The 26732-nt window shown below is 61.5% G+C and carries 29 protein-coding genes; 27 read left to right on the top strand and 2 right to left on the bottom strand.

Going from position 1 to position 26732, the window contains the following annotated elements; genetic code table 11:
• The first annotated feature begins 10 nt into the window (after positions 1-10).
• From JV201_RS21780 to JV201_RS21755, 6 genes are all read left to right on the top strand, one after another.
• Positions 11-196 (top strand): Trm112 family protein, encoded by a 186-nt coding sequence (locus tag JV201_RS21780; RefSeq protein ID WP_003174668.1) that lies wholly within the window; start codon positions 11-13, stop codon positions 194-196.
• Complete coding sequence (gene kdsB, locus JV201_RS21775) at positions 193-957, top strand: 3-deoxy-manno-octulosonate cytidylyltransferase (protein ID WP_008434982.1); 765 nt, start codon at positions 193-195, stop codon at positions 955-957. The genes JV201_RS21780 and kdsB overlap by 4 nt, the downstream gene beginning before the upstream one ends.
• On the top strand, positions 957-1421 hold the full coding sequence (locus JV201_RS21770; protein WP_004371338.1) for a low molecular weight protein-tyrosine-phosphatase: 465 nt from the start codon (positions 957-959) through the stop codon (positions 1419-1421). Before kdsB ends, JV201_RS21770 begins: the two co-directional genes overlap by 1 nt.
• Positions 1418-2437: a UDP-N-acetylmuramate dehydrogenase gene (gene murB, locus JV201_RS21765; RefSeq protein WP_004371335.1), complete on the top strand. Its 1020-nt coding sequence runs from the start codon at positions 1418-1420 to the stop codon at positions 2435-2437. Before JV201_RS21770 ends, murB begins: the two co-directional genes overlap by 4 nt.
• Positions 2438-2587: 150 nt before the next feature.
• Entirely contained in the window at positions 2588-3574 is a 987-nt protein-coding gene (locus tag JV201_RS21760) for an XdhC family protein (protein ID WP_008434978.1), read from the top strand.
• Positions 3571-4158 (top strand): NTP transferase domain-containing protein, encoded by a 588-nt coding sequence (locus JV201_RS21755; RefSeq protein ID WP_177045079.1) that lies wholly within the window; start codon positions 3571-3573, stop codon positions 4156-4158. The genes JV201_RS21760 and JV201_RS21755 overlap by 4 nt, the downstream gene beginning before the upstream one ends.
• A 67-nt stretch (positions 4159-4225) precedes the next feature.
• Here the strand turns inward: JV201_RS21755 and rne are convergent, their stop codons facing one another.
• Positions 4226-7489, bottom strand: coding sequence for a ribonuclease E (rne, locus tag JV201_RS21750; RefSeq protein ID WP_374707352.1), 3264 nt, complete (start codon positions 7487-7489; stop codon positions 4226-4228).
• A gap of 738 nt (positions 7490-8227) precedes the next feature.
• On the opposite strand from rne, the gene rluC reads away from it, so the two are divergent.
• The 3 genes from rluC to JV201_RS21735 are packed head-to-tail and all read left to right on the top strand — an operon-like array spanning position 8228 to position 10850.
• Positions 8228-9187 carry a 23S rRNA pseudouridine(955/2504/2580) synthase RluC gene (gene rluC, locus JV201_RS21745; protein WP_004371325.1) on the top strand — a complete coding sequence of 320 codons (960 nt, stop codon included), beginning with the start codon at positions 8228-8230 and terminating at the stop codon, positions 9185-9187.
• The gene (locus JV201_RS21740; RefSeq protein ID WP_214499512.1) at positions 9174-9836 is read left to right on the top strand and encodes an HAD-IA family hydrolase; all 663 of its coding nucleotides are present in this window, start codon (positions 9174-9176) and stop codon (positions 9834-9836) included. Before rluC ends, JV201_RS21740 begins: the two co-directional genes overlap by 14 nt.
• Before the next feature lie 21 nt (positions 9837-9857).
• Complete coding sequence (locus tag JV201_RS21735) at positions 9858-10850, top strand: S49 family peptidase (protein ID WP_219406031.1); 993 nt, start codon at positions 9858-9860, stop codon at positions 10848-10850.
• 129 nt (positions 10851-10979) lie between these two features.
• Here the strand turns inward: JV201_RS21735 and JV201_RS21730 are convergent, their stop codons facing one another.
• Positions 10980-11558, bottom strand: a complete 579-nt coding sequence (locus JV201_RS21730; protein WP_008434969.1) for a nucleoside triphosphate pyrophosphatase — start codon at positions 11556-11558, stop codon at positions 10980-10982.
• A gap of 105 nt (positions 11559-11663) precedes the next feature.
• On the opposite strand from JV201_RS21730, the gene JV201_RS21725 reads away from it, so the two are divergent.
• From JV201_RS21725 to JV201_RS21640, 18 genes are all read left to right on the top strand, one after another.
• A complete protein-coding gene (locus JV201_RS21725) occupies positions 11664-12191 on the top strand; it encodes a YceD family protein (protein ID WP_004371317.1) in 528 nt (175 codons plus the stop codon).
• Positions 12192-12204: 13 nt separating this feature from the next.
• Positions 12205-12387, top strand: a complete 183-nt coding sequence (gene rpmF / locus JV201_RS21720; protein ID WP_004371305.1) for a 50S ribosomal protein L32 — start codon at positions 12205-12207, stop codon at positions 12385-12387.
• A gap of 4 nt (positions 12388-12391) precedes the next feature.
• Positions 12392-13402 carry a phosphate acyltransferase PlsX gene (plsX, locus tag JV201_RS21715; RefSeq protein ID WP_080673274.1) on the top strand — a complete coding sequence of 337 codons (1011 nt, stop codon included), beginning with the start codon at positions 12392-12394 and terminating at the stop codon, positions 13400-13402.
• Between the two features lie 126 nt (positions 13403-13528).
• On the top strand, positions 13529-14467 hold the full coding sequence (gene fabD / locus JV201_RS21710; RefSeq protein ID WP_023659248.1) for an ACP S-malonyltransferase: 939 nt from the start codon (positions 13529-13531) through the stop codon (positions 14465-14467).
• Between the two features lie 30 nt (positions 14468-14497).
• The gene (gene fabG / locus JV201_RS21705; protein WP_004371297.1) at positions 14498-15241 is read left to right on the top strand and encodes a 3-oxoacyl-ACP reductase FabG; all 744 of its coding nucleotides are present in this window, start codon (positions 14498-14500) and stop codon (positions 15239-15241) included.
• Positions 15242-15433: 192 nt separating this feature from the next.
• The gene (gene acpP / locus JV201_RS21700; RefSeq protein WP_004371293.1) at positions 15434-15670 is read left to right on the top strand and encodes an acyl carrier protein; all 237 of its coding nucleotides are present in this window, start codon (positions 15434-15436) and stop codon (positions 15668-15670) included.
• A 110-nt stretch (positions 15671-15780) separates the two neighbouring features.
• The gene (fabF, locus tag JV201_RS21695; RefSeq protein ID WP_004371291.1) at positions 15781-17025 is read left to right on the top strand and encodes a beta-ketoacyl-ACP synthase II; all 1245 of its coding nucleotides are present in this window, start codon (positions 15781-15783) and stop codon (positions 17023-17025) included.
• Complete coding sequence (gene pabC / locus JV201_RS21690; RefSeq protein WP_219406030.1) at positions 17025-17840, top strand: aminodeoxychorismate lyase; 816 nt, start codon at positions 17025-17027, stop codon at positions 17838-17840. The genes fabF and pabC overlap by 1 nt, the downstream gene beginning before the upstream one ends.
• A 1-nt stretch (position 17841) precedes the next feature.
• Positions 17842-18960 carry an endolytic transglycosylase MltG gene (gene mltG, locus JV201_RS21685; protein WP_023659249.1) on the top strand — a complete coding sequence of 373 codons (1119 nt, stop codon included), beginning with the start codon at positions 17842-17844 and terminating at the stop codon, positions 18958-18960.
• Positions 18961-18979: 19 nt separating this feature from the next.
• Complete coding sequence (gene tmk / locus JV201_RS21680; RefSeq protein WP_008434959.1) at positions 18980-19612, top strand: dTMP kinase; 633 nt, start codon at positions 18980-18982, stop codon at positions 19610-19612.
• Positions 19605-20594 (top strand): DNA polymerase III subunit delta', encoded by a 990-nt coding sequence (locus JV201_RS21675; protein ID WP_004371282.1) that lies wholly within the window; start codon positions 19605-19607, stop codon positions 20592-20594. Before tmk ends, JV201_RS21675 begins: the two co-directional genes overlap by 8 nt.
• Positions 20595-20657: 63 nt before the next feature.
• Complete coding sequence (locus JV201_RS21670; RefSeq protein ID WP_017475806.1) at positions 20658-21443, top strand: TatD family hydrolase; 786 nt, start codon at positions 20658-20660, stop codon at positions 21441-21443.
• A gap of 438 nt (positions 21444-21881) precedes the next feature.
• Positions 21882-22535: a TetR/AcrR family transcriptional regulator gene (locus JV201_RS21665; protein WP_004371278.1), complete on the top strand. Its 654-nt coding sequence runs from the start codon at positions 21882-21884 to the stop codon at positions 22533-22535.
• Between the two features lie 139 nt (positions 22536-22674).
• Complete coding sequence (locus JV201_RS21660) at positions 22675-23643, top strand: GTP 3',8-cyclase MoaA (protein ID WP_004371275.1); 969 nt, start codon at positions 22675-22677, stop codon at positions 23641-23643.
• A gap of 75 nt (positions 23644-23718) precedes the next feature.
• Entirely contained in the window at positions 23719-24324 is a 606-nt protein-coding gene (locus JV201_RS21655; protein ID WP_063027950.1) for a DUF4823 domain-containing protein, read from the top strand.
• Between the two features lie 17 nt (positions 24325-24341).
• A complete protein-coding gene (locus JV201_RS21650; RefSeq protein ID WP_102369697.1) occupies positions 24342-24902 on the top strand; it encodes a DUF1285 domain-containing protein in 561 nt (186 codons plus the stop codon).
• 70 nt (positions 24903-24972) lie between these two features.
• Positions 24973-25686: a GntR family transcriptional regulator gene (locus JV201_RS21645; RefSeq protein WP_080673275.1), complete on the top strand. Its 714-nt coding sequence runs from the start codon at positions 24973-24975 to the stop codon at positions 25684-25686.
• Positions 25683-26684, top strand: coding sequence for an ADP-ribosylglycohydrolase family protein (locus JV201_RS21640; protein ID WP_177041386.1), 1002 nt, complete (start codon positions 25683-25685; stop codon positions 26682-26684). The genes JV201_RS21645 and JV201_RS21640 overlap by 4 nt, the downstream gene beginning before the upstream one ends.
• Positions 26685-26732: the final 48 nt, after the last annotated feature.

Below are 26732 nucleotides of genomic sequence, written 5' to 3'. Positions count from 1 at the left end.
GGACATACTCATGGACACCAAACTGCTCGATATCCTCGCTTGCCCGATCTGCAAGGGGCCGCTCAAGCTCAGCGCCGACAAAACCGAGCTGATCAGCAAGGGCGCCGGCCTGGCGTACCCGATTCGTGATGGCATTCCGGTAATGCTCGAAAGCGAAGCCCGCACCCTGACCACCGACGAGCGCCTGGATAAATGACCACCGCCTTCACCGTTGTCATCCCGTCCCGCTACGCCTCCACCCGCCTGCCCGGCAAGCCGCTGCAACTGATCGGCAACAAGCCGATGATCCAGCTGGTGTGGGAACAGGCCTGCAAAAGCAGCGCCGAAAGGGTAGTGGTGGCCACCGACGATCCGCGCATCATCGAGGCCTGCAAAGGCTTTGGTGCCGAAGCGGTGCTGACCCGTGAAGACCACAACTCCGGTACCGACCGCCTGGCCGAAGTGGCCACCAAGCTGGGCCTGGCGGCGGACGCCATCGTGGTCAACGTGCAAGGTGACGAGCCGTTGATTCCGCCCAGCGTGATCGATCAGGTGGCGGCCAACCTGGCAGCCCATGGCGAAGCGCGCATGGCGACCCTGGCCGAGCCGATTGAAGACATCGAGACCCTGTTCAACCCCAACGTGGTGAAAGTGGTCAGCGACATCAATGGCCTGGCGCTGACCTTCAGCCGCTCCACCTTACCGTGGGCGCGGGATGCGTTCGCCAAACAGCCTGACGTGCTGCCGGCTGGCGTGCCGTACCGTCGCCACATCGGCATCTACGCCTACCGCGCCGGTTTCCTGCACGACTTCGTGAGCTGGGGCCCGTGCTGGCTGGAAAATACCGAATCCCTGGAACAACTGCGTGCCCTGTGGCACGGCGTGCGCATTCATGTGGGCGATGCCCTGGAAGCGCCGCCGGCGGGCGTCGACACCCCTGAAGACCTCGAGCGCGTCCGTCGCCTGCTGGGGGCCTGATGCAGGTTCTGTTCGTCTGCCTGGGCAACATCTGCCGTTCGCCCACGGCAGAAGGCGTTCTGCGCCACAAATTGCGCGAAGCCGGCCTGGCCGATCAGGTTGAAGTGGCCTCTGCCGGTACCGGTGATTGGCACGTCGGCAACCCACCGGACAAGCGCAGCCAGCGTGCCGCGCTGCAACGCGGCTACGACCTGTCGGCCCAGCGTGCACAACAGGTGTCGCGTGCCGACTTTTCCCGCTACGACCTGATCCTCGCCATGGACCAGAGCAACCTGCGCAACCTCAAGGCCATGCAGCCGGCTCAGGGCAAGGCGGACCTGGACCTGTTCCTGCGCCGCTACGACTCGGTGGTGGATGAAGTGCCGGACCCGTACTACGAAGGTGACCAGGGCTTTGAAACTGTCCTCGACCTGATCGAGCGCGCCTGTGACCTGTTGGTGATTGAATTGAAGGGCCGGTTATGACTTTGCAGGTACGGGCACAGGTTTCGCTCAAGCCGTTCAACAGCTTTGGCATCGACGTGCGTGCCCGGCTGTTTGCCGAGGCCCACAATGACGCCGACGTGCGTGAGGCCCTGGCCTGTGCCGCCGAGCAACAACTGCCGTTGCTGGTGATTGGCGGTGGCAGCAACTTGCTGTTGACCCAGGATATTGACGCACTGGTGCTGCGCATGGCCAGCCAGGGCATCCGGGTGTTGCACGACGATGGCGTGCAGGTCGTGGTTGAGGCCGAAGCGGGCGAAGCGTGGCATCCGTTTGTGCTGTGGACCCTGGCCCAGGGCTTTTCCGGCCTGGAAAACCTCAGCCTGATTCCCGGCACGGTCGGCGCCGCACCGATGCAGAACATCGGCGCCTACGGTGTAGAGATCAAGGATGTATTCAGCGGCCTGACCGCCCTTGATCGCCAGACCGGCGAACTGCGGGATTTCAGCCTGGCCGAGTGCAACTTTGCCTACCGCGACAGCCTGTTCAAGCACGAAGTGGGGCGCTGGCTGATCCTGCGGGTGCGTTTTGCCCTGAGCCGCGCCGTGCATCTGAAACTTGAATACGGGCCGGTGCGACAGCGCCTGACCGAGCAAGGCATCGCGCAGGCCACGCCCAGCGATGTCAGCCGCGCGATTTGCAGCATTCGTAGCGAGAAACTGCCCGACCCGGCGGTGCTCGGCAATGCGGGGAGTTTCTTCAAGAACCCGCTGGTGTCCCAGGCACTGGCTGCCGAGTTGCAGCGTCAATACCCGGACCTGGTGGCTTACCCCCAGGCCGACGGGCAGATGAAACTGGCCGCCGGCTGGCTGATCGACAAGGCCGGCTGGAAAGGCTTTCGCGATGGCGATGCCGGCGTGCATCGATTGCAGGCGCTGGTATTGGTGAACTACGGCGCGGCCAGCGGCCAGGACATTGCCGGGCTCGCGCTGCGTATCCAGCAGGACATCGAAAAGCGCTTCAAAGTGGTGCTGGAAATGGAGCCGAATCGCTATTGAACTAAGCTTGTTTTTTGACGCACCAAGCCCTGCATTGCAGGGCTTTTTTATTGCCGGTGAGTTAACTTAGCTGACTACCGATATTTTTGATCAACCCATAGATGCTGTTTATCAAAATCAGTTGCAAGGTTGGCGGGAGGCGAAAGCCTGATGGACAGTGTTGATCTGAATGTATTACGCAGCGTGCTGGAATGGCGCCTCGCCGGGCAGCGAGTGGTGCTATACAGCGTGGTCCAGACCTGGGGCAGCGCCCCGCGTCCGCCGGGGGCGATGCTGGCCTTGCGCGGCGACGGGGTGGTGATTGGCTCGGTGTCCGGCGGCTGCATCGAGGACGACTTGATCGCCCGGTTGCAGGACGGTCGGCTGCCTGACGACGGGCCGCCGGTGCAGCTTGTCACCTACGGTGTCACCCGGGACGAAGCGGCGCGTTTTGGCCTGCCGTGTGGCGGCACCCTGCGTCTCACCGAAGAGCGGGTGAGTGATCCGGGTTGGGTAGCTGAACTGCTGGCGCGCTGTGAGGCCCACGAGATTGTCGCCCGTGAGTTGGACCTGGCCACCGGCGAGGTGGTGTTGAGCGGTGCGAGCAAGACCGATGTGGTCAGCTTCAACGGCGAGCGTTTGCGCGCGATCTACGGTCCGCGCTGGCGCCTGCTGCTGATCGGCGCGGGCCAGCTGTCACGTTATGTGGCGGAAATGGCTCGGTTGCTGGATTTCGAAGTGCTGATCTGCGACCCGCGCCAGGAGTTTGTTTATGGCTGGGAGGAGCAGCACGGGCGCTTTGTGCCGGGTATGCCGGATGAAGCGGTGTTGAATATCCAGACCGATGAACGCACCGCCATTGTCGCGCTCACCCATGACCCGCGCCTGGATGACATGGCGTTGCTGACGGCCCTCAATTCCCGGGCGTTCTACATAGGCGCGCTGGGTTCGCGGGTCAACAGCCAGAAACGCCGGGAAAACCTCGCGGCACTGGGGCTCAGTGCGGACGCCATTGCGCGGCTGCATGGGCCGATTGGCCTGCATATCGGCAGCCATACGCCGGCGGAAATCGCCTTGTCGTTGATGGCTGAAATCGTCGCCATCAAGAACGGGATCGATCTGCTGCAGAAAAAGCCGTTGCAGGCAGCGGTCAGTTGACGGGCATCGCCGTAATCATCCTGGCGGCGGGGCAGGGCAGTCGTTTTCGGGCCGAGGCGGGTGCCGATCAGGACAAGTTGCTGGCGCCCTGCGTGGGCCGGGATGGCATCACGCGGTCGGTGATCGAGCAGGTATTGGTGAATTTGCCGCCTGTGGCTACGAGACGTTGGCTGGTGACGTCACCGGATCGCACCGAAGTGATTCGGTTGGCTAAGGTGCACGGTTGCGAAGTATTGCTTTTGCGCTCGCCGGGCATGGGTGACAGCATCGCCGCAGCGGTGGCGGCCAGTGGGCCGTCGGCTGGTTGGCTGGTGGTGTTGGGGGATATGCCGTTTATCCTGCCGGCAAGTATCGAGCAAGTGATGGCAGGCCTGGAGGAAGACGGTATCAGCGCCCCGGTGCATGCAGGTCAGTACGGGCACCCCGTGGGGTTTGGCCGTTCATTCGGCCCGGCCTTGATCGCGCTGACCGGAGACCGCGGGGCAAAACCGTTATTTGCCAAGGCTTCGGTGCAGGAAGTCGTAGTCGATGATCCCGGTGTGTTGTGGGACGTCGATGTGCCAGGGTTGTTGGACTACCGCTAACTGATGTAACGGGCATAAAAAAGCCCCGCCTGATCACTCAGGCGGGGCTTTTTAGTGGCCGATGGAATCAGACGAGGGGTTTAGGCTCGTGCTCTTCTTCCAGGGCCTTAGGGTGGTGCTCTACCACTTCCTCGACGGAACGTACGTTCTCGTCGATGGCAGGGGCAGTGTGCTCAACCACGGCTTCGGTGACCGGAGCAGGGGTTGCTTGGGCAACTTCAGCGACGGCTGGAGCAGCTTCGGCAGCGGCCTTGGCAGCAGCGGCGGCCGCTTCGGCTTCCTTGCGACGACGACGCACTTCGCGTGGGTCGTTCGGCGCACGGCCATTTTCGGTCAGGGCGCTGGCCGGAGCGGCTTCAACCACCGGTGCTGCCACTTCGGCAACCACTGGTGCTTCAACCACTGGAGCAGGCTCGGCAACCACGGCTACAGGTTCAGGGGCGACCACTACTTCAGCGACTGGCGCTGGAGCTTCTTCGACCACTGGCGCAGGCGCTGGTGCTTCAACCGCTTCGACCACTGGGGCAGGTTCGGCAGCCCACTGGAAGGCGGTCTGTTCTTCGCGAACTTCACGCACTTCAGGGGTTGGCTCGGCTACCGGTGCTTCAACGGCAGCTTCAACCACGGGCGGTTGTTCAACAACAGCGGCAGGCTCGGCAACCACTTCAGCTTCAGGCTTAGACTCGCGAACTTCACGAACTTCACGMACGTGACGAGCTGGCGCTACTTCCACTTCCGGAACAACCGGGGCTTCGACTGGCGTCGTCGCTTCAACCACAGGTGCTTCGACGGCTGGCGTCTCTACAACAGTGTTTTCCTGGATGGCAGCGGTGGCTGCTTCAGCTTGCTCGTTGGCCTGGGCTTCAGCAGGTGCGCTGATGACCGAGCTGGCGACAGCAGCGGTAACGGCCAGGCCGGCAGCCAGTTCGGCGCCAGTCGGTTCGCCGGTAGCGGCTGCGTTGGCTTCGCCGGTCTCTTCCGAACCTTCGATTTCGTTGCCGTTGGCATCACGTTGACGCTCACGACGGTTGCTGCGACGACGCTGGCCACGGGAGCGGCGGCGTGGACGATCGCCTTCGGCGTTGTCCTGGCCGTCTTCCTGTTGCTGATCTTCGTTGGACAGCAGCTCTTCTTCTTCACCGGCTGGAGCCGCTTGCTCGGCACGTGGTTGACGCTCTTCACGAGGAGGGCGTGGCGCACGTTCTTCACGCGGCTGACGAGCTGGACGCTCTTCAGCAACGGCAGTAGTGGCAGCAGCAGCGGCTACGGCTGGAGCGGCATCCAGCGGCTCGCGCAATTCACGCACGCGTTCTTCACGCTCGCCACGTGGCTTGCGGTCTTCACGTGGAGCGCGTGGAGCACGCGGTGCACGTTCTTCGCGTGGTGCACGCTCTTCACGGGCTACGGTTGGTGTTTCTTCACGGGCTTCGCGCGGTTGGCGTTCTTCACGTGGAGCGCGTTCTTCGCGGGGTGCACGTTCTTCACGAGGCTTGCGCTCTTCGTCACGGCGACCGTTGCGATTGCGGCTCTGCTGGCGACCGTTGCGACGCTCTTCATTGCGTGCAGGGCGTTCAGTCACAGGCTTCTCGACCACAACTGGAGCCACTGGCTCTTCCTTGGTGGCGAACAGGCTGACCAGCGACTTCACCAGACCCTTGAACAGGCTTGGCTCAGGCAGGGCAGCTGGTGCGGCAACCGGCGCAGCTGCCTCGACCGGAACCGGTGCGTTGGCACGGGCTGGCGCGGTCTTGACGGCGGCTTCCTGGCGAACCAAGGTGCGGGTCGCAGCGGCTGGCTGGACTTCTTCCACTTCGGCAGCGGCAGCAGCGATTTCGTAGCTGGACTGGTTGACGTGGGCTTCCGGGCTGTCATCACGCAGGCGCTGCACTTCGAAGTGCGGCGTCTCGAGGTGATCGTTCGGCAGGATGACGATGCGGGCACGGGTGCGCAGTTCGATCTTGGTGATCGAGTTGCGTTTTTCGTTGAGCAGGAACGCAGCGACCGGGATCGGCACCTGGGCGCGCACTTCGGCAGTGCGGTCTTTCAGGGCTTCTTCTTCGATCAGGCGCAGGATCGCCAGCGACAGCGATTCAACGTCACGGATGATGCCGGTGCCGTTGCAACGCGGGCAGACGATGCCGCTACTTTCACCCAGGGATGGACGCAGGCGCTGACGGGACATTTCCAGCAGGCCGAAGCGCGAAATGCGGCCGACCTGTACGCGGGCACGGTCAGCTTCCAGGCATTCGCGGACTTTCTCTTCCACGGCGCGCTGGTTCTTGGCTGGGGTCATGTCGATGAAGTCGATCACGATCAGGCCGCCGATGTCACGCAGGCGCAGCTGGCGGGCGATTTCTTCAGCCGCTTCCAGGTTGGTCTGCAGGGCGGTTTCTTCGATGTCGCTACCCTTGGTGGCACGCGCCGAGTTGATGTCGATGGACACCAGGGCTTCGGTCGGGTCGATCACGATGGAGCCGCCGGAAGGCAGTTCGACGACGCGCTGGAAAGCGGTTTCGATCTGGCTTTCGATCTGGAAACGGTTGAACAGCGGAACGCTGTCTTCGTACAGCTTGATCTTGCTGGCGTACTGCGGCATCACCTGGCGGATGAAGGTCAGGGCTTCGTCCTGGGCTTCGACGCTGTCGATCAGCACTTCGCCGATGTCCTGGCGCAGGTAATCGCGGATGGCGCGGATGATCACGTTGCTTTCCTGGTAGATCAGGAACGGCGCGGAACGATCCAGGGACGCTTCCTTGATAGCGGTCCACAGCTGCAGCAGGTAGTCGAGGTCCCACTGCATTTCTTCGCTGCTGCGGCCCAGGCCGGCAGTGCGCACGATCAGGCCCATGTCGGCAGGAGCGATCAAGCCGTTCAGCGCTTCACGCAGTTCGTTGCGCTCTTCGCCTTCGATGCGACGGGAGATACCGCCGGCACGCGGGTTGTTCGGCATCAGGACCAGATAGCGGCCAGCCAGGCTGATGAAGGTGGTCAGGGCGGCGCCCTTGTTGCCACGTTCTTCTTTTTCTACCTGAACGATGACTTCCTGGCCTTCGCTCAGGACGTCCTTGATGTTCACGCGGCCTTCAGGGGATTTCTTGAAGTATTCGCGGGAGATTTCTTTGAGGGGCAGGAAGCCATGGCGCTCGGAGCCGAAATCGACAAAGGCAGCCTCAAGGCTTGGTTCGATGCGAGTAATCCGGCCTTTATAGATGTTGGCCTTCTTTTGCTCGCGTGCACCGGACTCGATGTCCAGGTCGTAGAGGCGTTGGCCGTCTACCAGTGCAACACGCAACTCTTCGGGTTGAGTTGCGTTAATCAGCATTCTTTTCATGTTGTACCGTCGGTTTCCGGGCTGCCGGAAACGGCGTTCGGCACACACGACTTCTCACGGTCGGTGTCAGGTGCGTCAAGAGTGGTTGGCCACTCCAGTGTCCAGCAATACCCGCCAAAATGGGCGGTATCGCGACGTACGCTTCCTGCTTGCTGTGGTGACTTAAGCACTCAGTCAGGAGGAGGAATCAACCGGCGACTGTGGACGAGATGAAGCGTCTAAATATAAGCCTAGTGCTACACAGTCCGACGGTTGTGCATCTCCACCCTACACGTATCCCTGATAATTCGGGTGCTGCCGCGCGCAGAATCCGCAGCGGGTTGGCATTTACCGTGTTCTCCAATGGGGAGTCCACGCTCATGGCTAAACAAGACCGGGTGTGGGCGATTGTGCTCTCACTCAGCTCGTAACAGGCGTTGTTTCCGAAGCATTCGCCGTGGTCTGGCTCCAGACTGACTGCACTTTGTGAACTGGCCGTAAATATCGGCGCAAAAGGCGAGTAATCACTCTGCTTTTTGCACTCGCTTCAGGCCTCATGTCACCTGCGCTTGTTACAATCTCGAGCCTTCCAGGGTGGCGAAAGCCCCGTAGGACGGCCTCGCGTCCTGATGAATTGCGATGGTCAGGGCCGGCAGTTTGCCGCTAGTCCTCTGTCCAGGCCGCTTTTGGCGGCGTTCGCGACTATAGCAGCAATGATTAAGTGCTTCAATTCCATAAAAAATTGTTATCATCGCCGCCATGACGACTACCGCCCCCCAGACCCCCAGCGTCCAGCTGCTCGAGGTCTCGCCGGAATATGCCGGCCAACGCATCGACAACTTTCTTCTTGCCAGGCTCAAAGGCGTGCCCAAGACCTTGATTTACCGCATTTTGCGTAAAGGCGAAGTGCGCGTGAACAAAGGCCGGATCAAGCCCGAGTACAAGCTGCAGGCGGGCGACATCGTCCGCGTGCCGCCGGTGCGGGTGCCTGAGCGTGACGAACCGGTCCCACTGGCCCAGGGCCTGTTGCAGCGCCTTGAAGCGTCGATTGTCTTCGAAGACAAGGCACTGATCGTGATCAACAAACCGTGTGGCATCGCGGTCCACGGTGGCAGCGGCCTCAACTACGGGGTGATCGAAGCCTTTCGTCAGTTGCGCCCGGATGCCAAGGAGCTGGAGCTGGTCCACCGTCTGGACCGTGACACCTCCGGCCTGTTGATGATCGCCAAGAAACGCAGCATGTTGCGCCACCTGCATGCCGCCCTGCGCGGTGATGGCGTGGACAAGCGCTACATGGCGCTGGTGCGTGGCAACTGGGCCACCTCGATCAAGAGCGTGCGCGCGCCGTTGCAGAAGAGCAACCTGCGTTCCGGCGAGCGCATGGTCGAGGTGGACGAGGAGGGCAAGGAGGCGCTGACCCTGTTCAAGGTGCTGCGCCGCTTTGGTGACTTTGCCACCATGGTCGAGGCCAAGCCGGTCACTGGCCGTACCCACCAGATTCGTGTGCACACCCTGCATGCGGGGCACTGCATTGCCGGCGATACCAAATACGGCGATGAAGATTTCTCCAAGGAAATCCGCGACCTGGGTGGCAAACGCCTGTTCCTGCACGCCTACATGCTGACCGTGCCGCTGCCCGATGGTGGCGAATTGAAGCTGCAAGCGCCTGTCGATGAAATGTGGGCCAAGACCGTGGAGCGCCTGAGTGTCGCACCCTGACTACAAGCTGTTGATCTTTGACTGGGATGGCACGTTGTGTAATTCCATTGGTCGGATTGTCGAGTCGATGCACGCTGCGTCGACCCGTTCCGGTTATGCGCTGTGCGACGAACTGGCGGTCAAGGGCATTATTGGCCTGGGCCTGCCGGAAGCGATCCGCACCCTGTACCCGGAGATTGGTGATGACGAGCTGATAGCGTTTCGTCAGCACTACGCCGATCACTACATGGCGCTCGACGCCCAGCCTTCGCCGCTATTTGAAGGCGTGGCGCAGGCCATGGAAGCATTTCGCGCCGACGGTTATCACCTTGCGGTCGCGACCGGCAAGGCCCGTCGCGGCCTGGACCGGGTGCTCAAGGCTCATGGCTGGGAAGATTATTTCGACGCCACCCGTGCGGCGGACGAAACTGCTAGCAAGCCCCACCCTCTGATGCTCGAGCAGATCCTCGCTCAATGTGGCGTGTCGCCTCGGCAGGCGTTGATGGTGGGTGATGCGTCGTTCGACCTGATGATGGCGCGTAATGCTGGCATGGACTCCGTGGCGGTCAGCTACGGCGCCCAATCTGCCCAGGCGTTGCAGGCCTACGAGCCGCGCCTGACAATTGACCGTTTTTCTGAATTGCAGGCCTGGCTCAGCCGGGCCCATTAAGTCTTTGCTGGGGTAGATGGCATGACCGATGAGTGGAAAGCGCCTGATAAGGCCAATGCCGATAACAATGGCGATGACAGAAGCTGGAAGTTGCTGGAGAAGACGCTGCTGGCCAGTGTCCAGGAGCAGCGTCGCTCCCGGCGTTGGGGGATCTTTTTCAAGCTTCTGACCTTTATTTATCTGTTGGGCATGCTGGTGCTGTTCAGTCCGCTGATGGACATGGAAAAGAGCGCCACCCGAAGCGGTAATTACACGGCGTTGATCGAAGTGCGCGGAGTGATTGCCGACAAGGAGTCTGCCAGTGCAGACAACATCGTCAGCAGCCTGCGGGCGGCCTTCGAGGACTCCAAGGTCAAGGCTGTAATCCTGCGCATCAACAGCCCGGGCGGCAGTCCGGTGCAGTCGGGTTACGTGTACGACGAGATTCGTCGCCTGCGCGCCTTGCACCCGGACATCAAGCTGTATGCAGTGATTTCCGACCTGGGTGCCTCGGGTGCCTACTACATCGCCAGTGCTGCCGACCAGATCTATGCCGACAAGGCCAGTCTGGTGGGTTCGATTGGTGTGACGGCGGCCGGTTATGGCTTTGTCGGCACCATGGAGAAGCTCGGGGTTGAGCGTCGTACCTACACGTCAGGTGAGCACAAGTCGTTCCTGGACCCGTTCCAGCCGCAAAAGGCGGATGAAACCCAGTTCTGGCAGGGTGTGCTGGATACCACTCATCGGCAGTTCATCGCCAGTGTGAAGCAGGGGCGCGGTGACCGGCTCAAGGATAAGGAGCATCCGGAGCTGTTCTCCGGTCTGGTCTGGTCTGGCGAGCAAGCGCTGCCATTGGGCTTGATCGATGGCCTGGGCAGTGCCAGTTCGGTGGCGCGGGACGTGATTGGCGAGAAAGAACTGGTGGACTTCACTGTTCAGGAATCGCCGTTTGACCGTTTCTCCAAGAAGCTGGGTGCCAGCGTGGCTGAGAAGCTGGCGCTATACATGGGCTTCCAGGGTCCGACCCTGCGCTGAGAGCTTGAGCGCGACATGGCTCGAAATGTGGGAGCTGGCTTGCCTGCGATAGCATCACCTCGGTGCGACTGATGTACCGAGGTGTCTGCATCGCAGGCAAGCCAGCTCCCACATTTGTTTGTGATGTTCTCAGGGAATCTGTACGCCTTCGGCCAGTAGCATGTCCACCAGTCGGATCAGCGGCAGTCCGACCAGGCTGGTGGCGTCTGGCCCTTCGGTGCTTTGAAACAGGCTCACCCCCAGGCCTTCGGCCTTGAAGCTGCCAGCGCAGTCGTAGGGCTGCTCGATGCGCAGGTAGCGTTCGATGCGTGCGGCGTCCAGCGTGCGCATGTGTACGGTGAAGGGGATGCAGTCGACCTGGCAATGGCCGGTGGCGCTGTTCAGTACAGCCAGGCCGGTGAGGAAGCTGACTCGCTTGCCGCTGGCCGCCAGCAGTTGCTCACGGGCTTTCTCGAAGGTGTGGGGCTTGCCGATGATCTGGCCGTCGAGCGCGGCGACCTGGTCCGAGCCGATGATCAGGTGGCCCGGATGGCTGTCAGCCAGGGCGCGGGCCTTTTCCTCGGCCAGGCGCTTGACCAGCTCCACGGCGGACTCGTCCCGGCGGTGGCTTTCGTCGATATCCGGCGAGCTGCAGATGAACGGCAGGTGCAGGCGGTTCAACAATTCCCGGCGATAAACCGAGCTGGAAGCGAGTAATAAAGGCAGCATGGGCGTCTCCTCAAGGCAGTCGCGGATTCTAGCGGGGAGGCCCGGTGACGGACAGGGCTGAATTTCCTTTGACATGGCCGGGTGCATCCCTATAATGCTGCGCCTATGTTGAATGACCCGATTCCACCTCACGTTGACCCGCGCAAATTGGCTGATCGTGGCACCACCCTTCAAGGTGAGCTGCTCCTGGCCGATTTGGAGAGACTCTGCGACCCGCTTTCCGACACTGTCGGTACGGTGCAGGCTAAATTCGTTTTTGAACGAGATGAACGTAAGTCTGTGGTAATCCACAGCTTTATCGACACCGAAGTCAAAATGGTTTGCCAGCGTTGTCTTGAGCTGGTCACCCTGCCGATCCACAGCGAATGCAGTTATGCTGTGGTGAAAGAGGGTGCGAATACCCAGTCGTTGCCGAAAGGTTATGACGTGCTGGAACTGGGCGAAGATCCTTTGGATCTGCAGTCACTGATCGAGGAGGAGCTTTTGCTCGCCTTGCCCATTGTGCCTGCTCATCATCCGGAAGAATGCCAGCAGCCGGCGGGTCTCGATGAGCCCGAACCGAGCGAGGACGAGGTAACGCGGTCCAACCCGTTCAGTGTATTGGCGCAGTTAAAGCGTGACCCAAACGTTTAGGAGTTAATCAATTATGGCTGTTCAGCAGAACAAAAAATCCCGCTCTGCCCGTGACATGCGTCGTTCGCACGACGCCCTGACGGCAAGCACTCTGTCTGTAGAAAAAACCACCGGTGAAGTTCACCTGCGTCACCACGTATCGCCAGAAGGCGTATACCGTGGCCGTAAAGTGATCGACAAGGGCGCTGACGAGTAATCACTTGTCTGCTCAAGTCATCGCGATTGACGCAATGGGCGGGGACTTCGGTCCCCGCAGCATTGTTCAGGCCTGCATTGCTTGCCTGTCTGCCACGCCCTCGCTGCACCTGACCCTCGTCGGTCAACCCTCCTTACTTGAAGAACTGATTGCCAGCCATCCGGCGGTGGATCGCGCGCGGCTGACTATTACACCGGCCAGCGAAACCATCACCATGGATGAAAAGCCTGCGCAGGCCTTGCGCGGCAAGCCTGATTCTTCGATGCGGGTGGCGCTTGAGCTGGTACGCGACGGCAAGGCCCAGGCCTGTGTCAGTGCCGGCAATACCGGGGCGTTGATGGCGTTGTCCCGGCATGTGCTGAAAACCCTGCCGGGCATTGACCGGCCGGCGATGGTTGCGGCTATTCCGACCCAGCAGGGCTATTGCCAGTTGCTGGACCTGGGGGCGAACGTCGATTGCAGTGCCGAGCATCTGCTGCACTTTGCCCTGATGGGCTCGGTGGCGGCCGAAGCGCTGGGCGTGGCCCGGCCTCGGGTGGCGCTGCTGAATATCGGCACCGAAGACATCAAGGGCAACCAGCAGGTCAAGCTGGCGGCGACGCTGTTGCAAAGCGCGCGAGGCTTGAACTACATCGGCTTTGTCGAGGGTGACGGTCTATACCGCGGCGAAGCCGACGTGGTGGTGTGCGACGGTTTTGTCGGCAATATCCTGCTCAAGTCCAGCGAGGGCCTGGCGACGATGATTGCTGCGCGCATTGAGGCCTTGTTCAAGCGCAACCTGGCGTCACGCCTGGTGGGCGCCCTGGCGCTGCCCTTGATGCGGCGCTTGCAGGCTGACCTGGCTCCGGCGCGGCACAATGGTGCGAGTTTCCTCGGGTTGCAGGGCATCGTGGTGAAAAGTCATGGTTCGGCGGGGGTGCAGGGTTTTCAAAGTGCCATCCAGCGCGCCTTGATCGAGATCCAGGAAAACCTGCCGCAACGCTTGCACGGCCGCCTTGAGGATCTGTTGCCTTAGGCGAATCGGGCCGGAAATGCTTAAATGTGACCGGCCAGTTCAATTGACCATCCAATCTGTCAGTTTCTTGCGCTCCCACGTGTGGGGCGCCAATTTCCGACGACCAGATCATTAGGGGCTTGTTACATGTCTACATCCCTCGCATTCGTCTTTCCAGGGCAGGGTTCGCAGTCCCTCGGCATGTTGGCCGAGCTGGGCGCGGAACATCAGTTGGTCCTGGACACTTTCAAGGAAGCCTCCGATGCCTTGGGTTACGACCTGTGGGCACTGACCCAGCAAGGGCCGGAAGAGCTGCTCAATCAAACCGACAAGACCCAACCCGCCATCCTCACCGCCTCCATCGCCCTGTGGCGCCTGTGGCTGGCTGAAGGTGGTGCACGTCCGGCCTACGTTGCCGGTCATAGCCTGGGCGAATACAGCGCCCTGGTGGCTGCCGGCAGCCTGACCCTCGGTGAAGCGGTCAAGCTGGTGGAGCGTCGTGGCCAGTTGATGCAGGAAGCGGTTCCTGCCGGGCAGGGCGGCATGGCTGCCATTCTCGGCCTGGAAGATGCTGACGTGATTGCCGCCTGCGCCGAAGCGGCCCAGGGCGAAGTGGTCAGCGCCGTGAACTTCAACTCCCCTGGCCAGGTGGTGATCGCCGGCGCCAAGGCGGCGGTAGAGCGCGCCATCGAAGGCTGCAAGGCTCGTGGCGCCAAGCGTGCGTTGCCGTTGCCGGTCAGCGTGCCGTCCCACTGCGAACTGATGCGCCCGGCTGCCGAGCGTTTCGCCGAGTCGATCGCTGCGATCAACTGGCAGGCGCCGCAGATTCCGTTGGTGCAGAACGTCAGTGCCGCCGTGGCCTCTGACCTGGAAACCCTCAAGCGCGATCTGCTGGAACAGCTGTACAAGCCGGTTCGCTGGGTTGAGTCGGTGCAGACCCTGGCCGCCAACGGCGCCACCCAATTGGTAGAGTGCGGCCCGGGCAAAGTCCTCGCCGGCCTGAACAAGCGTTGCGCCGAGGGCGTGTCGACTTCCAACCTCAATACCCCGGATGCCTTCGCTGCCGCTCGCGCAGCCCTGGCCTGACGTTAATTTCCGAACCTAGGAGAAGCCTGCATGAGTCTGCAAGGTAAAGTTGCACTGGTCACCGGCGCAAGCCGTGGCATTGGCCAGGCGATCGCCCTGGAACTGGGCCGTCTGGGCGCTGTGGTCATCGGTACCGCAACCTCCGCCGCCGGCGCTGAACGTATTGCCGCGACGCTGAAGGAAAACGGCGTCCAGGGCACCGGTCTTGAGCTTAACGTGACCAGCGATGAGTCCGTGGCGGCCGTATTGGCTGAAATCACGGCGCAATTCGGTGCACCGGCTATTCTGGTGAACAATGCCGGTATTACCCGCGATAACCTGATGATGCGTATGAAAGACGACGAGTGGCATGACGTCGTTGATACCAACCTGAACAGTCTGTTTCGCCTGTCCAAGGGTGTTTTGCGCGGCATGACCAAGGCTCGTTGGGGTCGAATTATCAATATTGGCTCTGTTGTGGGTGCCATGGGCAACGCAGGCCAAGTAAACTACGCAGCCGCCAAGGCCGGTCTGGAAGGTTTCAGCCGTGCATTGGCGCGTGAAGTAGGCTCGCGGTCGATTACGGTCAACTCGGTGGCCCCAGGGTTCATCGACACCGATATGACCCGCGAATTGCCTGAAGCGCAGCGTGAAGCGTTGCTGACGCAGATTCCGCTGGGCCGTCTGGGCCAGGCTCAAGAGATCGCGAATGTGGTCGCTTTCCTGGCATCCGACGGTGCGGCATACGTGACTGGGGCTACAATCCCGGTGAACGGCGGGATGTACATGAGTTAAATTGTGACGGATCGCTTCAAAAAAATGTCATACGAGCTGTCTAAAATCCGTTATAAAGCTGCAATCTATTTATAGGCAGATGGCCAATAGGGTACGAGGGTGAAGCTTTCAGTTGAAAAGCTGAAAAGTCTTTCTATACACTTACCCACTGGCCAGCTGCCTGAATTTGTCCATTAGGAGTGAAAACAAGGTATGAGCACCATCGAAGAGCGCGTCAAGAAAATCGTTGCCGAGCAACTGGGCGTTAAAGAAGAAGAAGTGACCAACAGCGCTTCCTTCGTTGAAGACCTGGGTGCCGACTCCCTTGACACCGTTGAGCTGGTGATGGCTCTGGAAGAGGAATTCGAGACCGAAATCCCGGACGAAGAAGCTGAAAAAATCACTACCGTTCAAGCTGCTATCGACTACGTTACTAGCCACCAGGCGTAATAGTTTGTAATCGTCGCTTGCTGTGATGGAAAAACCGCACTGCCCTATGGCGTGCGGTTTTTTCCTTTAAGCCTGATGCAAAGTGTCGTCATTAGAAAAAGGAGAGTGCTGTGTCGCGTAGACGCGTCGTAGTCACCGGTATGGGTATGTTGTCGCCACTGGGTACGGATGTGCCGAGCAGTTGGCAGGGCATTCTGGCTGGCCGCAGTGGTATTGGTCTGATCGAACACACGGACCTTTCTGCCTATTCCACCCGTTTTGGCGGCTCGGTAAAGGACTTCAATGTCGAGGAATATCTCTCGGTCAAAGAGTCCCGCAAACTCGACCTGTTCATTCAATACGGCCTGGCAGCCGGTTTTCAGGCGGTGCGTAATGCCGGCCTGGAAGTCACCGACGCCAACCGTGAGCGCATCGGCGTGGCCATGGGTTCGGGTATTGGCGGTCTGACCAATATCGAAGAAACCAGCCGCACCCTGCATGAGTCCGGCCCTCGCAGAATTTCACCGTTCTTCGTGCCTGGCTCGATCATCAACATGATTTCCGGTTTCCTGTCCATCCACTTGGGTGCCCAGGGGCCCAACTACGCCATTTCCACGGCGTGCACCACGGGCACTCACTGCATCGGCATGGCGGCGCGCAATATCGCCTATGACGAGGCCGACGTGATGATCGCCGGCGGTGCCGAGATGGCCGCCTGCGGTTTGGGCATGGGCGGCTTCGGCGCGTCCCGTGCGTTGTCGACCCGCAATGACGAGCCGACCCGTGCCAGCCGTCCGTGGGACAAGGGCCGCGACGGTTTTGTTCTGGCCGACGGTGCCGGTGCGCTGGTACTCGAAGAGCTGGAGCACGCGAAGGCCCGTGGCGCCACCATCTACGCCGAGCTGATTGGTTTCGGCATGAGCGGTGATGCGTACCACATGACCTCGCCTCCGTCGGACGGCGCGGGTGCTGCACGCTGCATCACCAATGCGTTGCGTGATGCCAAGGTCAACGTTGACCAGGTGCAGTACATCAATGCCCATGGCACTTCGACCCCGACCGGCGACCTGGCGGAAGCCGAGGCCATCAAGTCGGTGTTCGGCGAGCATGCCTACAAGCTGGCGGTCAGTTCCACCAAGTCCATGACCGGTCATCTGTTGGGTGCGGCGGGCGCGGTCGAGGCAATCTTCAGCGTGCTGGCCATCAAGGATCAGGTCGCTCCGCCGACCATCAACCTCGATGAACCGGATGAGGGCTGCGACCTGAACTTCGTGCCTCACGAGCCGCAGAAGATGCCGATCGACGTGGTGCTGTCCAACTCGTTCGGTTTTGGTGGTACCAACGGTTCCCTGGTGTTCCGCCGGTTCGCCGAGTGATGGAGAGCTGGGTCGACGGTCAGCCGGCGGGCGCAGTGCCCCTGAAAGACCGTGGCCTGGCATACGGTGATGGGCTGTTCGAGACCATTGCCGTCAAGGCCGGGCAGCCCGTGCTGCTTGACCGCCACCTGCAGCGCCTTGAAGAAGGTTGCAGGCGGTTGGCGATTGTTGCGGATCAACCCCTGATCCGCAGCGAATTGCTGGCCTACGCCGCTGCCCTCGGTGACGGTGTACTCAAGTTGATCCTGACCCGTGGCGACAGCCAGCGCGGTTATGGCATCAGTGCTGGCGCTCCCGCGCGGCGCATTCTGCAAGGCAGTCCACCTGCCACTTATCCCCCGGAACATGCAGCGTCAGGCATTCGCCTGTTTGCGTGTACCACGCGTTTGTCCGAGCAACCGTTGCTTGCCGGCCTCAAGCACCTCAATCGCCTGGAACAGGTATTCGCCCGCGCCGAGTGGCAGGATGCCGATCACGCCGAAGGTTTGATGCTGGATATGTCCGGTCGAGTCATCGAAGGCGTCTTCAGCAACCTGTTTCTGGTGCGTAACGGCGTGTTGCTGACCGCTGATCTGAAACGCTGCGGCGTCGCCGGCGTCATGCGGGCCGAGGTGTTGGCCCAGGCGCAGGCGTTGGGCATTCCGACGAGCGTGGCCGATATCAGCCTTGAGCAGCTGCAACAGGCCGATGAAGTCTTGGTGTGCAACAGCGTATATGGCATTTGGCCGGTGCGCGGATGTGCTGCGATGAGCTGGCCGGTTGGGCCGCTCACCCGTAAACTGCAGGGCATTGTTCGCGCACTATTGGATATTTGATTTGAGACGTAAATTTGTATTGTTGCTGGAGATCGGTCTGGTCCTGGCGGGTTTGCTGCTGGGCGCTTCGGCCTGGAAGCTGAACTCGGCCCTTGAGCAGCCCTTGAATCTGACCCAGGAGCAATTGCTGGACGTACCGGCTGGCGCGACGCCCACCGGCACCTTCAATCGCCTGGAAAATGACGGCGTGCTCAAGGATGCGTTCTGGTTGCGTCTCTACTGGCGCTTCAACCTCGACGGCCAGCCGCTGCACAGCGGCGAATACCGCATGACCCCGGGCCTCACCGCCGAGGGCCTGATCGGCTTGTGGCAGCGTGGCGAAGTGGTGCAGTACAGCATTACGCTGGTGGAAGGCTGGAACTTCCGCCAGGTGCGCGCGGCCCTCGCCAAGCATGAAAAGATCGAGCAGACCCTGTCCGGCCTGAGTGACAGCGAGGTGATGGAAAAACTCGGCCACCCGGGCGTATTTCCTGAAGGGCGCTTCTTCCCGGACACCTACCGCTTCGTGCGCGGCATGAGCGACGTCGAACTGCTGAAAAAATCCTACAACCGTCTGGACGATGTCCTCGCCCAGGAGTGGAGCAAGCGCGCGGCCGATGCGCCGTACACCGACCCCTATCAAGCGCTGATCATGGCCTCGCTGGTGGAGAAAGAAACCGGCGTGCCGGAAGAGCGCGGCCAGATCGCCGGGGTATTCGTGCGGCGCATGCAGATCGGCATGCTGCTGCAAACCGACCCGACGGTGATCTACGGCCTCGGCGAGCGCTACACCGGCAAGTTGACCCGCGCGCACCTCAAGGAAGCCACGCCCTACAACACCTACGTGATCGCCGGCCTGCCGCCGACGCCGATCGCCATGGTCGGGCGGGAGGCGATTCATGCTGCGCTGAACCCGGTGGCGGGCAGCAGCCTGTATTTCGTTGCCCGAGGCGATGGCAGCCATATTTTCTCGGATAACCTGGATGCGCATAACGCAGCAGTGCGTGAGTTCCAGATGAAGCGTCGCGCCGATTACCGTTCCAGCCCGGCGCCGGCGGCAAAGCCTGCGGACGCGCCGCTGGATACGCCCGCCGAGCCGGCTCCGGCACCCGATGACGCCGCACCGCAAAGCCCGCAATGACTCTGACTAAGGACTGCCTGTGACTGGCTTGTTTATTACCCTGGAAGGCCCGGAAGGCGCCGGCAAGAGCACCAATCGTGAATACCTGGCCGAGCGCCTGCGCGCCGAAGGTATCGAGGTGCTGCTGACCCGTGAGCCTGGCGGCACGCCACTGGCCGAGCGTATCCGTGAAGTGCTGCTGACCCCGGGCGACGAACAGATGAACCCCGACACCGAGCTGTTGCTGGTGTTCGCCGCCCGCGCCCAGCACCTGGCCGAAGTCATTCGCCCGGCACTGGCCCGGGGCGCCGTGGTGATTTGTGACCGGTTTACCGATTCCACCTATGCCTATCAGGGCGGCGGTCGTGGCTTGTCCCTGGAGCGCATTGCGGCCTTGGAGACCTTCGTCCAGGGCGATTTGCGGCCCGACCTGACCCTGGTGTTCGATCTCCCGGTGGAAGTCGGCATGGCCCGTGCCACCGCCCGGGGTCGCCTCGATCGTTTCGAACTGGAAACCCGAGTCTTTTTTGAAGCTGTGCGCGGCGCGTTTCTCAAGCGCGCCGAAGCCGACCCCGCTCGTTACTACCTGTTGGACGCCGCACAACCGTTGACTCAGGTTCAGCAGTGCATTGACGCCCTGTTGCCGAAGCTTGTGGAGCGTGTCCGTGGCTGAAGCCTATCCATGGCAGGACAGCCTCTGGCAGCAACTGGCGGGCCGTGCCCAGCACGCCCACGCCTACCTGCTCCACGGCCCGGTGGGCATCGGAAAGCGCGCCCTGGCCGAGCGGCTGATGGCCAGCTTGTTGTGCCAGCGGCCCAACGGCCTGGAAGCCTGCGGCGAATGTAAATCCTGCATGCTGCTCAAGGCCGGCAGCCACCCGGACAACTATCTGCTGGAACCGGAAGAGGCCGACAAGGCGATCAAGGTCGACCAGGTGCGTGATCTGGTCAGCTTCGTGGTGCAGACCGCGCAGATGGGCGGGCGCAAGGTGGTGCTGATCGAACCGGTGGAGTCGATGAACATCAACGCCGCCAATGCCTTGCTCAAGAGCCTGGAAGAACCGTCCGGCGATACCGTGCTGCTGCTGGTCAGCCACCAGTCCAGCCGCCTGCTGCCGACCATTCGCAGTCGCTGCGTGCAGCAGGCCTGCCCGTTGCCGAGCGAAGCCATGAGCCTGCAGTGGCTGGCCCAGGCGTTGCCGGACTGTGGCGAGGCGGAGCGCGTCGAGTTGCTGACCCTGGCGGCCGGTTCGCCCCTGGCGGCGGTCAAGCTCCAGGCCCAGGGCGTGCGTGAACAGCGTGCGCTGGTGGTGGACGGGGTGAAGAAACTGCTCAAGCAGGAAGTGTCGGCCACGCAACTGGCCGAAAGCGCCTGGAAAGACATTCCCTTGCTGCTGCTGTTCGACTGGTTTTGCGACTGGTCGAGCCTGATCCTGCGCTACCAGCTGACCCAGGACGAAAACGGCCTTGGGCTGCCGGACATGCGCAAAGTCGTGCAATACCTGGCGCAGAAGAGCGCCCAGGACAAGGTGCTGAACATCCAGGACTGGATCCTCGCCCAACGCCAGAAGGTCCTCGGCAAGGCCAACCTCAATCGCGTGCTGTTGCTTGAGGCCTTGCTGGTGCAGTGGGTCGGTTTGCTCGGCCGCCGTTAATTTCAGTGGCCGACGGGTGTATCGTTGGCCAGACACTTTCCGTGACTCAAGTTGTAGATCCCTATGCTCGTAGATTCCCATTGCCACCTTGATCGCCTCGACCTAGCCCAGCACGGCGGCTCCCTCGACGCCGCCCTTGAAGCTGCGCGCCAGCGCGGGGTAGGGCACTTCCTGTGCATCGGCGTCAGCGCGGAAAACGCCGCCGACGTCAAAGCCCTGGCCGATCGTTATGCCGATGTCGACTGCTCGGTGGGCATTCACCCGCTGGACCTCAAGCCCGGCGAAGCACCGGCCCTCGACTGGCTGCTCGGTGAACTCAATCACCCGCGCGTGGTGGCCATCGGTGAGACCGGCCTGGATTACCACTACGAACCGGAAGCTGCCGAGTTGCAGCAGGCGTCGTTCCGTCTGCACCTGCAAGCCGCCCAGCAGACTGGCAAGCCGGTGATCGTCCACACCCGTGGCGCCCGTGCCGACACCCTGACCCTGCTGCGCGAAGCCGCGCTGCCCCAGGCTGGTGTGCTGCATTGCTTCACTGAAGACTGGGACATGGCCAAGGCCGCGCTGGACCTTGGTTTCTACATTTCCTTGTCGGGCATCGTGACCTTCCGCAACGCCGATGCCCTGCGCGATGTCGCGCGCCAGGTCCCGGCAGACCGCCTGCTGGTGGAAACCGATTCGCCGTACCTGGCGCCAATTCCCCATCGCGGCAAACCCAACCTGCCGGAATACGTACGGGATGTGGCGGATTACCTGGCGATGCTGCGGGGCGAGTCCTACGAGCGCTTTGCCGAACAGACCACCGAAAACTTCAAGCGCCTGTTCCCGCTGGCCCACGTCGGCCACTGAATCGCAGGCAAAAAAAACCCGGGTTCTGGGGGGTGAATCCGGGCTAAGACCATTAGGAGTAAAACAAGGGTACGCAATCCGTCGGTACCCAGGTCGACGCGTCACTTGGGGGAGATGCCACGCCGACATTTCAAGTATTGATCAGTATCCGATTCAGTCCAGCCACATCTGATCGTTTTTTAAACAGATTTGGAATACGCCCGCTTCGGTTGAGTTCTCATTGGATGCGATGCACACGCGCCAATCACCTGTTTTATTTCTGACTCGAATCGGCACATTCGTTGGCGTGTTGTAAGTTAAGTGCAAAGGTTGTTCATATAGGCGTTGCCCAACGACCGTTCAGTCGGGATAATCCCGCGCACCGGGTAAAACGTTCCGACAAGCACGGCTTGGGGAGCGAACGCCCTTCCAATATCCATCTCTGCAGACCTTTTTCTTATGCACAAAGAACCCCGCAAGGTCCGTGAGTTTCGCCGCCGCGAGCAGGAAATTCTCGACACCGCACTCAAGCTGTTCCTCGACCAGGGTGAAGACAGCGTCACCGTCGAGATGATTGCGGATGCCGTGGGTATCGGCAAAGGCACCATCTACAAGCACTTCAAGTCCAAGGCCGAGATCTACCTGCGCCTGATGCTCGACTACGAGCGCGACCTGAACGAGCTGCTGCACTCGGCCGATGTCGACAAGGACAAGGAAGCGCTGTCCCGCGCCTACTTCGAGTTCCGCATGCGTGACCCGCAGCGCTACCGCTTGTTTGATCGCCTGGAAGAAAAAGTGGTGAAGGGCCATCAGGTGCCGGAAATGGTCGAGGAGCTGCACAAGATCCGTGCCTCGAACTTCGAACGCCTGACCCTGCTGATCAAGGGCCGTATCAGCGAAGGCAAGCTCGAAGACGTGCCACCGTATTTCCACTACTGCGCCGCCTGGGCGTTGGTGCACGGCGCCGTGGCGTTGTACCACTCGCCGTTCTGGAGCAATGTGCTGGAAGACCAGGAAGGTTTCTTCCAGTTCCTGATGGACATCGGCGTGCGCATGGGCAATAAGCGCAAGCACAGCACCGATTTGCCGAACGCCGAAACGCCGGCCACTTGAATCATTCGCCAGCGTGATGGCGATATGATTTCCTGCCCAGCGCAGTAACCCAGGAATATACTCAGGCAAGGACCTTGCTAAAACTTGATTTTTCAGTCAGGTTTTAGTGCGCCCGAATTATCCTCTGCCGGAGTGATCCATGATCGTTGATCGTCAAGGCAGGCGATTCCGCAATTTGCGGATCAGCCTGACCTCAGCCTGCAATTACGCCTGTACCTACTGCGTGCCCAACGGCAAGCGGCTGGTGGCTGCGCAGGACGAACTGTCGGCCGAGGCGATGGCGCGGGGTGTCGAGTACCTGATCGAGGCCGCCGGCATCGAGCGCCTGCGGATTACCGGCGGTGAACCGTTGGTCAGCCCCAAGCTGGAAGCCTTCATGGGCGCGGTGGGGCAGATGGGGCTCAGTGATATCAGCCTGACCACCAACGGCCAACTGCTGGCGCGCAAACTGCCGCTGCTGGTGGACGCCGGGATTCGCCGGATCAACGTGTCCCTCGACACCCTGGACGCCGACGCCTTCCGCAGCATCGCTCGCGGTGGCGACCTGGCCACCGTGCTCGATGGCATGGACCAGGCGAGCGCCGCCGGAATCAAGATCAAGGTCAACATGGTGCCGCTGCGCGGCCAGAACCTCGACCAGGTGATGCCGCTGCTCGACTACTGCCTGGAGCGTGGCTACGAGTTGCGCTTTATCGAATTGATGCGCATGGGCCACCTCGCCAACGATTCCAACGCGTTCCTGCAGCAATTCGTCAGCCTTCAGCAATTGCTCAGCCTGATCGGCGAACAGTACGAATACCTGCAAGCCAACGCCCCGGTGGACGCCACTGCCGTGCGCTACGAAGTGCCCGGCAAAGGTTTCTTCGGTGTCATTGCCAACGAAAGCGTGCCGTTCTGCCGGACCTGTTCGCGTTTGCGCCTGTCGTCCACTGGCTGGCTGCATGGCTGCCTGTCGTCGAGCAACCGCCACTACGTCGGCGACCTGCTGGACAAACCCCGCCACCAGGCCCTGCCGGCCTTGCAGCGCTTGTTGGTCAAGGCCTTGGGTGACAAGCAGGAAGTGGCCTTCTCCGGCGGCGCCACCATCATGAAGATCATCGGCGGCTAGTCCCGCAAGCTGGCGCAAAATCTGCATCTCGTGCCCATTCGCCGGTTTTCCGTCACCGGCCTCTGGAGAATTAGGATGCGTAGTCTGGTTTTGGTGCTGGCGTCACTCGCGCTGGGTGGCTGCATGACCGTCAGTGATATGGCCGAAGGCACGCGCTATCAGATGAGCGATGCCGGGCTGCTGGACCACAGCGATACCCGCCGCGTCAATTCGGTCCGCATACAGCCGGACTCCTTCGTCTTCATCGCCCAGGGCGCCTTCACCCCGCCGGGCAGTGCTTATCCGCGGCCTAACGTGGTGGCCGAGGAAGCCTTCAACGGCTTTGTCGAATATTTTCCGATGGTCCGCCGCGCCCGCAAACCCGAAGGCCTGGAACAGGCGATGTCTGAAGCCCGCGCGGCCGGTGCGCATTACCTGCTGTACTGCCGCTTTGCCCAGGCGGATGACCGGATCGGTAACGCCGATGAATGGTCTGACCAGGAGGCGGTGGATCGCCTGGGCATCGACACCGGCACCATTCAGGTCATGTTGATCGAGACCAGCACCCAGTATTTGATTGATACTGTGCGCATTCACAGCCGTGGCGGTTTACTGACGTTCCACGACAACAAGCCTGATGATCTGATCGGCAAGCCCCTGGCGCACTACGCGCGCAGCCTGTTGGGCATGAGCGATCAGTAAGACACAAGGAGAGCAGCATGACCGATTCGGCCAAGGCCAATGAGTTGTTGGCGCAATTGCCCAAGGGCAAGGGGCCCGCGCCGGTGCATCTGTGGAACCCGGCGTTTTGCGGCGATATCGACATGCGCATCGCCCGCGACGGCACCTGGTTCTACATGGGCACGCCGATTGGCCGCAAGCCGATGGTCAAGCTGTTCTCCAATATCATTCGCCGCGATGGCGATGATTATTTCCTGATCACCCCGGTGGAAAAGGTCGGGATCAAGGTCGATGACGCGCCCTTCGTCGCCGTGACCCTGGAAGTCGAAGGGCAGGGCGAAAGCCAGGTCCTGCGCTTTACCACCAACGTGGATGAGCAGGTCGAGGCCGGTATCGAGCATCCGCTGCGGGTGGTGATCGACCCGGATACCCAGGAACCCTCGCCATACCTGCGGGTGCGCACCAACCTCGAAGCCCTGGTTCACCGCAATGCGTTCTACCAGCTGGTGGAGCTGGCGGTGACCCGTCCGATCAACGGTAAGAACTGGCTTGGCGTCTGGAGCGGCGGGGTATTTTTCCCCATCGGCCTGGAGCCCTGAGGCTGATTTCTCGCTCTCCCTGAAATAATTCGCTTGCTGTAGCCGGGCGCTTTCGGTTATCAATTTGTACATGATTAGACATGTCCGATTTGATAAGAAAAAACGCGTCGTCGACGAGCTGATCCGCCGTATCGAGGGTGGAGTGATGGCTGACGGTGTGCTGCTGCCGGGCGAGCACCAACTGGCCGAAGAGTTTTCCGTCAGCCGCGGCACCCTGCGTGAAGCCCTGGCCGAACTCAAGCGCCGCAGTTACATCGCCACCCAAAGCGGTGTCGGCTCCATCGTCACCTTCGACGGCATGGTGCTCGACCAGCGCAGCGGCTGGGCCCAAGCCCTGGCCGACACCGGCGCGGTGGTGACCTCCGAAATCCTGCGCCTGGAAGCGGTCACCCGCCCGGACCTGCTCAGCCGTCACGGCAGCGACCAATTCATCGCCCTCGACCGCCGCCGTCGCGCTGCCGACGGCACGTTCGTGTCCCTGGAGCGCTCGCTGATGCCGGCCTCGGGTGGCCTCGAAAGCCTGCCGCAAGTCGGCCTGATCGATAATTCCCTGACCATCACCCTGGCGGCCTATGGCTATGTCGGCGCCACCGGCAACCAATGGATCGGTGCCGAGCCTCTGAACGAAGAAGACGCCCAGCTTCTGGGGCGCCCGGTGGGCACGGTGTTCCTCAAGGCCCTGCGCACCACCTACGACCGCCAGGACCGCTTCATGGAGTCCGTCGAAAGCTTGCTCGACCCTCTGCATTTCCGCTTGCACCTTCAATTTGGAACACCGACATGACCGCCACCACCCGCGCCCTCGGCGCCTTCTACGGCCTGGCCCTGGGCGATGCGTTGGGCATGCCCACCCAGTCCCTGAGCCGCGAGCAGGTCAAGGCGCGTTTCGGCGCGATCACCGGCCTGGAAGATGCCGACGCCGATCAGCCGATCGCGCCGAACATGCCCAAGGGCTCGATCACCGATGACACCGAACAGGCGATCCTCGTCGGCCAGTTGCTGGTGGACGGGCAGGGCAGGATTGAACCCACCGAACTCGCCCAACGTTTGATCGACTGGGAAGCGGTGATGCGCGCCAAGGGTTCCCAGGATTTGCTGGGCCCCTCGACCAAACGGGCGATCGACATGATCCTGGCGGGCCATACCCCGGAAGAGTCCGGGCGCTACGGCACCACCAACGGCGCCGCCATGCGTATCACCCCGGTGGGCATCGCGGCGGACGTCAACGACCCGGCGCAGTTTATCCAGGCGGTGATCCAGGCGTGCCAGGTCACCCATAACACCAACCTGGGCATCTCCAGCGCGGCGGCGGTGGCGGCGGTGGTTTCCGCCGGGATCAACGGCGTCGATCTGGGCGAAGCGCTGAACATCGGCACGCAGATCGCCCAGCAGGCGGAAAACCACGGCCACTGGATTGCCGGCGGGCGCATCGCCACCCGCATCAGTTGGGCGCGCACCTTGAGTGTCGACAGCGGCGACAAGGCGCTGTTTACCGACCTGCTTTACGAATTGATCGGCACCTCCGTTGCGTCCCAGGAATCGGTGGTCGTGTCGTTTGCCCTCGCGCAGCAAGTCGCGGTGGGTGAAATGAACGCCATCGAAGCCCTGTGCATGGCCGCCAGCCTCGGCGGCGACACCGACACCATCGCCGCGATTCTCGGCGCGATGCTCGGTGCGTGCCTGGGGATGCAGTGCTGGCCTGAGGCGATGATCGAACAGGTCAAGCAGGTTAACCAACTGGACCTGGAACCCTTGGTCCAAGGCCTGCTCGAGCTGCGCTGAGCACCGCAGATCGAAAAATGTGGGAGCTGGCTTGCCTGCGATAGCGGT

This window comes from Pseudomonas sp. Colony2, from assembly GCF_019382755.1.
In the GTDB taxonomy this organism is placed as follows: Bacteria; Pseudomonadota; Gammaproteobacteria; order Pseudomonadales; family Pseudomonadaceae; genus Aquipseudomonas.
This window is presented reverse-complemented; position numbering and strand designations above follow the sequence as displayed.

Excerpts from the sequence above, each read along its gene's own strand:
- JV201_RS21780 (WP_003174668.1), top strand. The coding sequence starts at position 11 with ATGGACACCAAACTGCTCGATATCCTCGCTTGCCCGATCTGCAAGGGG.
- kdsB (WP_008434982.1), top strand. The coding sequence starts at position 193 with ATGACCACCGCCTTCACCGTTGTCATCCCGTCCCGCTACGCCTCCACC.
- JV201_RS21770 (WP_004371338.1), top strand. The coding sequence starts at position 957 with ATGCAGGTTCTGTTCGTCTGCCTGGGCAACATCTGCCGTTCGCCCACG.
- murB (WP_004371335.1), top strand. The coding sequence starts at position 1,418 with ATGACTTTGCAGGTACGGGCACAGGTTTCGCTCAAGCCGTTCAACAGC.
- JV201_RS21760 (WP_008434978.1), top strand. The coding sequence starts at position 2,588 with ATGGACAGTGTTGATCTGAATGTATTACGCAGCGTGCTGGAATGGCGC.
- rluC (WP_004371325.1), top strand. The coding sequence starts at position 8,228 with ATGACGACTACCGCCCCCCAGACCCCCAGCGTCCAGCTGCTCGAGGTC.
- JV201_RS21735 (WP_219406031.1), top strand. The coding sequence starts at position 9,858 with ATGACCGATGAGTGGAAAGCGCCTGATAAGGCCAATGCCGATAACAAT.
- JV201_RS21730 (WP_008434969.1), bottom strand. The coding sequence starts at position 11,558 with ATGCTGCCTTTATTACTCGCTTCCAGCTCGGTTTATCGCCGGGAATTG.
- JV201_RS21725 (WP_004371317.1), top strand. The coding sequence starts at position 11,664 with ATGTTGAATGACCCGATTCCACCTCACGTTGACCCGCGCAAATTGGCT.
- rpmF (WP_004371305.1), top strand. The coding sequence starts at position 12,205 with ATGGCTGTTCAGCAGAACAAAAAATCCCGCTCTGCCCGTGACATGCGT.
- fabD (WP_023659248.1), top strand. The coding sequence starts at position 13,529 with ATGTCTACATCCCTCGCATTCGTCTTTCCAGGGCAGGGTTCGCAGTCC.
- fabG (WP_004371297.1), top strand. The coding sequence starts at position 14,498 with ATGAGTCTGCAAGGTAAAGTTGCACTGGTCACCGGCGCAAGCCGTGGC.
- acpP (WP_004371293.1), top strand. The coding sequence starts at position 15,434 with ATGAGCACCATCGAAGAGCGCGTCAAGAAAATCGTTGCCGAGCAACTG.
- pabC (WP_219406030.1), top strand. The coding sequence starts at position 17,025 with ATGGAGAGCTGGGTCGACGGTCAGCCGGCGGGCGCAGTGCCCCTGAAA.
- JV201_RS21670 (WP_017475806.1), top strand. The coding sequence starts at position 20,658 with ATGCTCGTAGATTCCCATTGCCACCTTGATCGCCTCGACCTAGCCCAG.
- JV201_RS21665 (WP_004371278.1), top strand. The coding sequence starts at position 21,882 with ATGCACAAAGAACCCCGCAAGGTCCGTGAGTTTCGCCGCCGCGAGCAG.
- JV201_RS21660 (WP_004371275.1), top strand. The coding sequence starts at position 22,675 with ATGATCGTTGATCGTCAAGGCAGGCGATTCCGCAATTTGCGGATCAGC.
- JV201_RS21655 (WP_063027950.1), top strand. The coding sequence starts at position 23,719 with ATGCGTAGTCTGGTTTTGGTGCTGGCGTCACTCGCGCTGGGTGGCTGC.
- JV201_RS21650 (WP_102369697.1), top strand. The coding sequence starts at position 24,342 with ATGACCGATTCGGCCAAGGCCAATGAGTTGTTGGCGCAATTGCCCAAG.
- JV201_RS21645 (WP_080673275.1), top strand. The coding sequence starts at position 24,973 with ATGATTAGACATGTCCGATTTGATAAGAAAAAACGCGTCGTCGACGAG.
- JV201_RS21640 (WP_177041386.1), top strand. The coding sequence starts at position 25,683 with ATGACCGCCACCACCCGCGCCCTCGGCGCCTTCTACGGCCTGGCCCTG.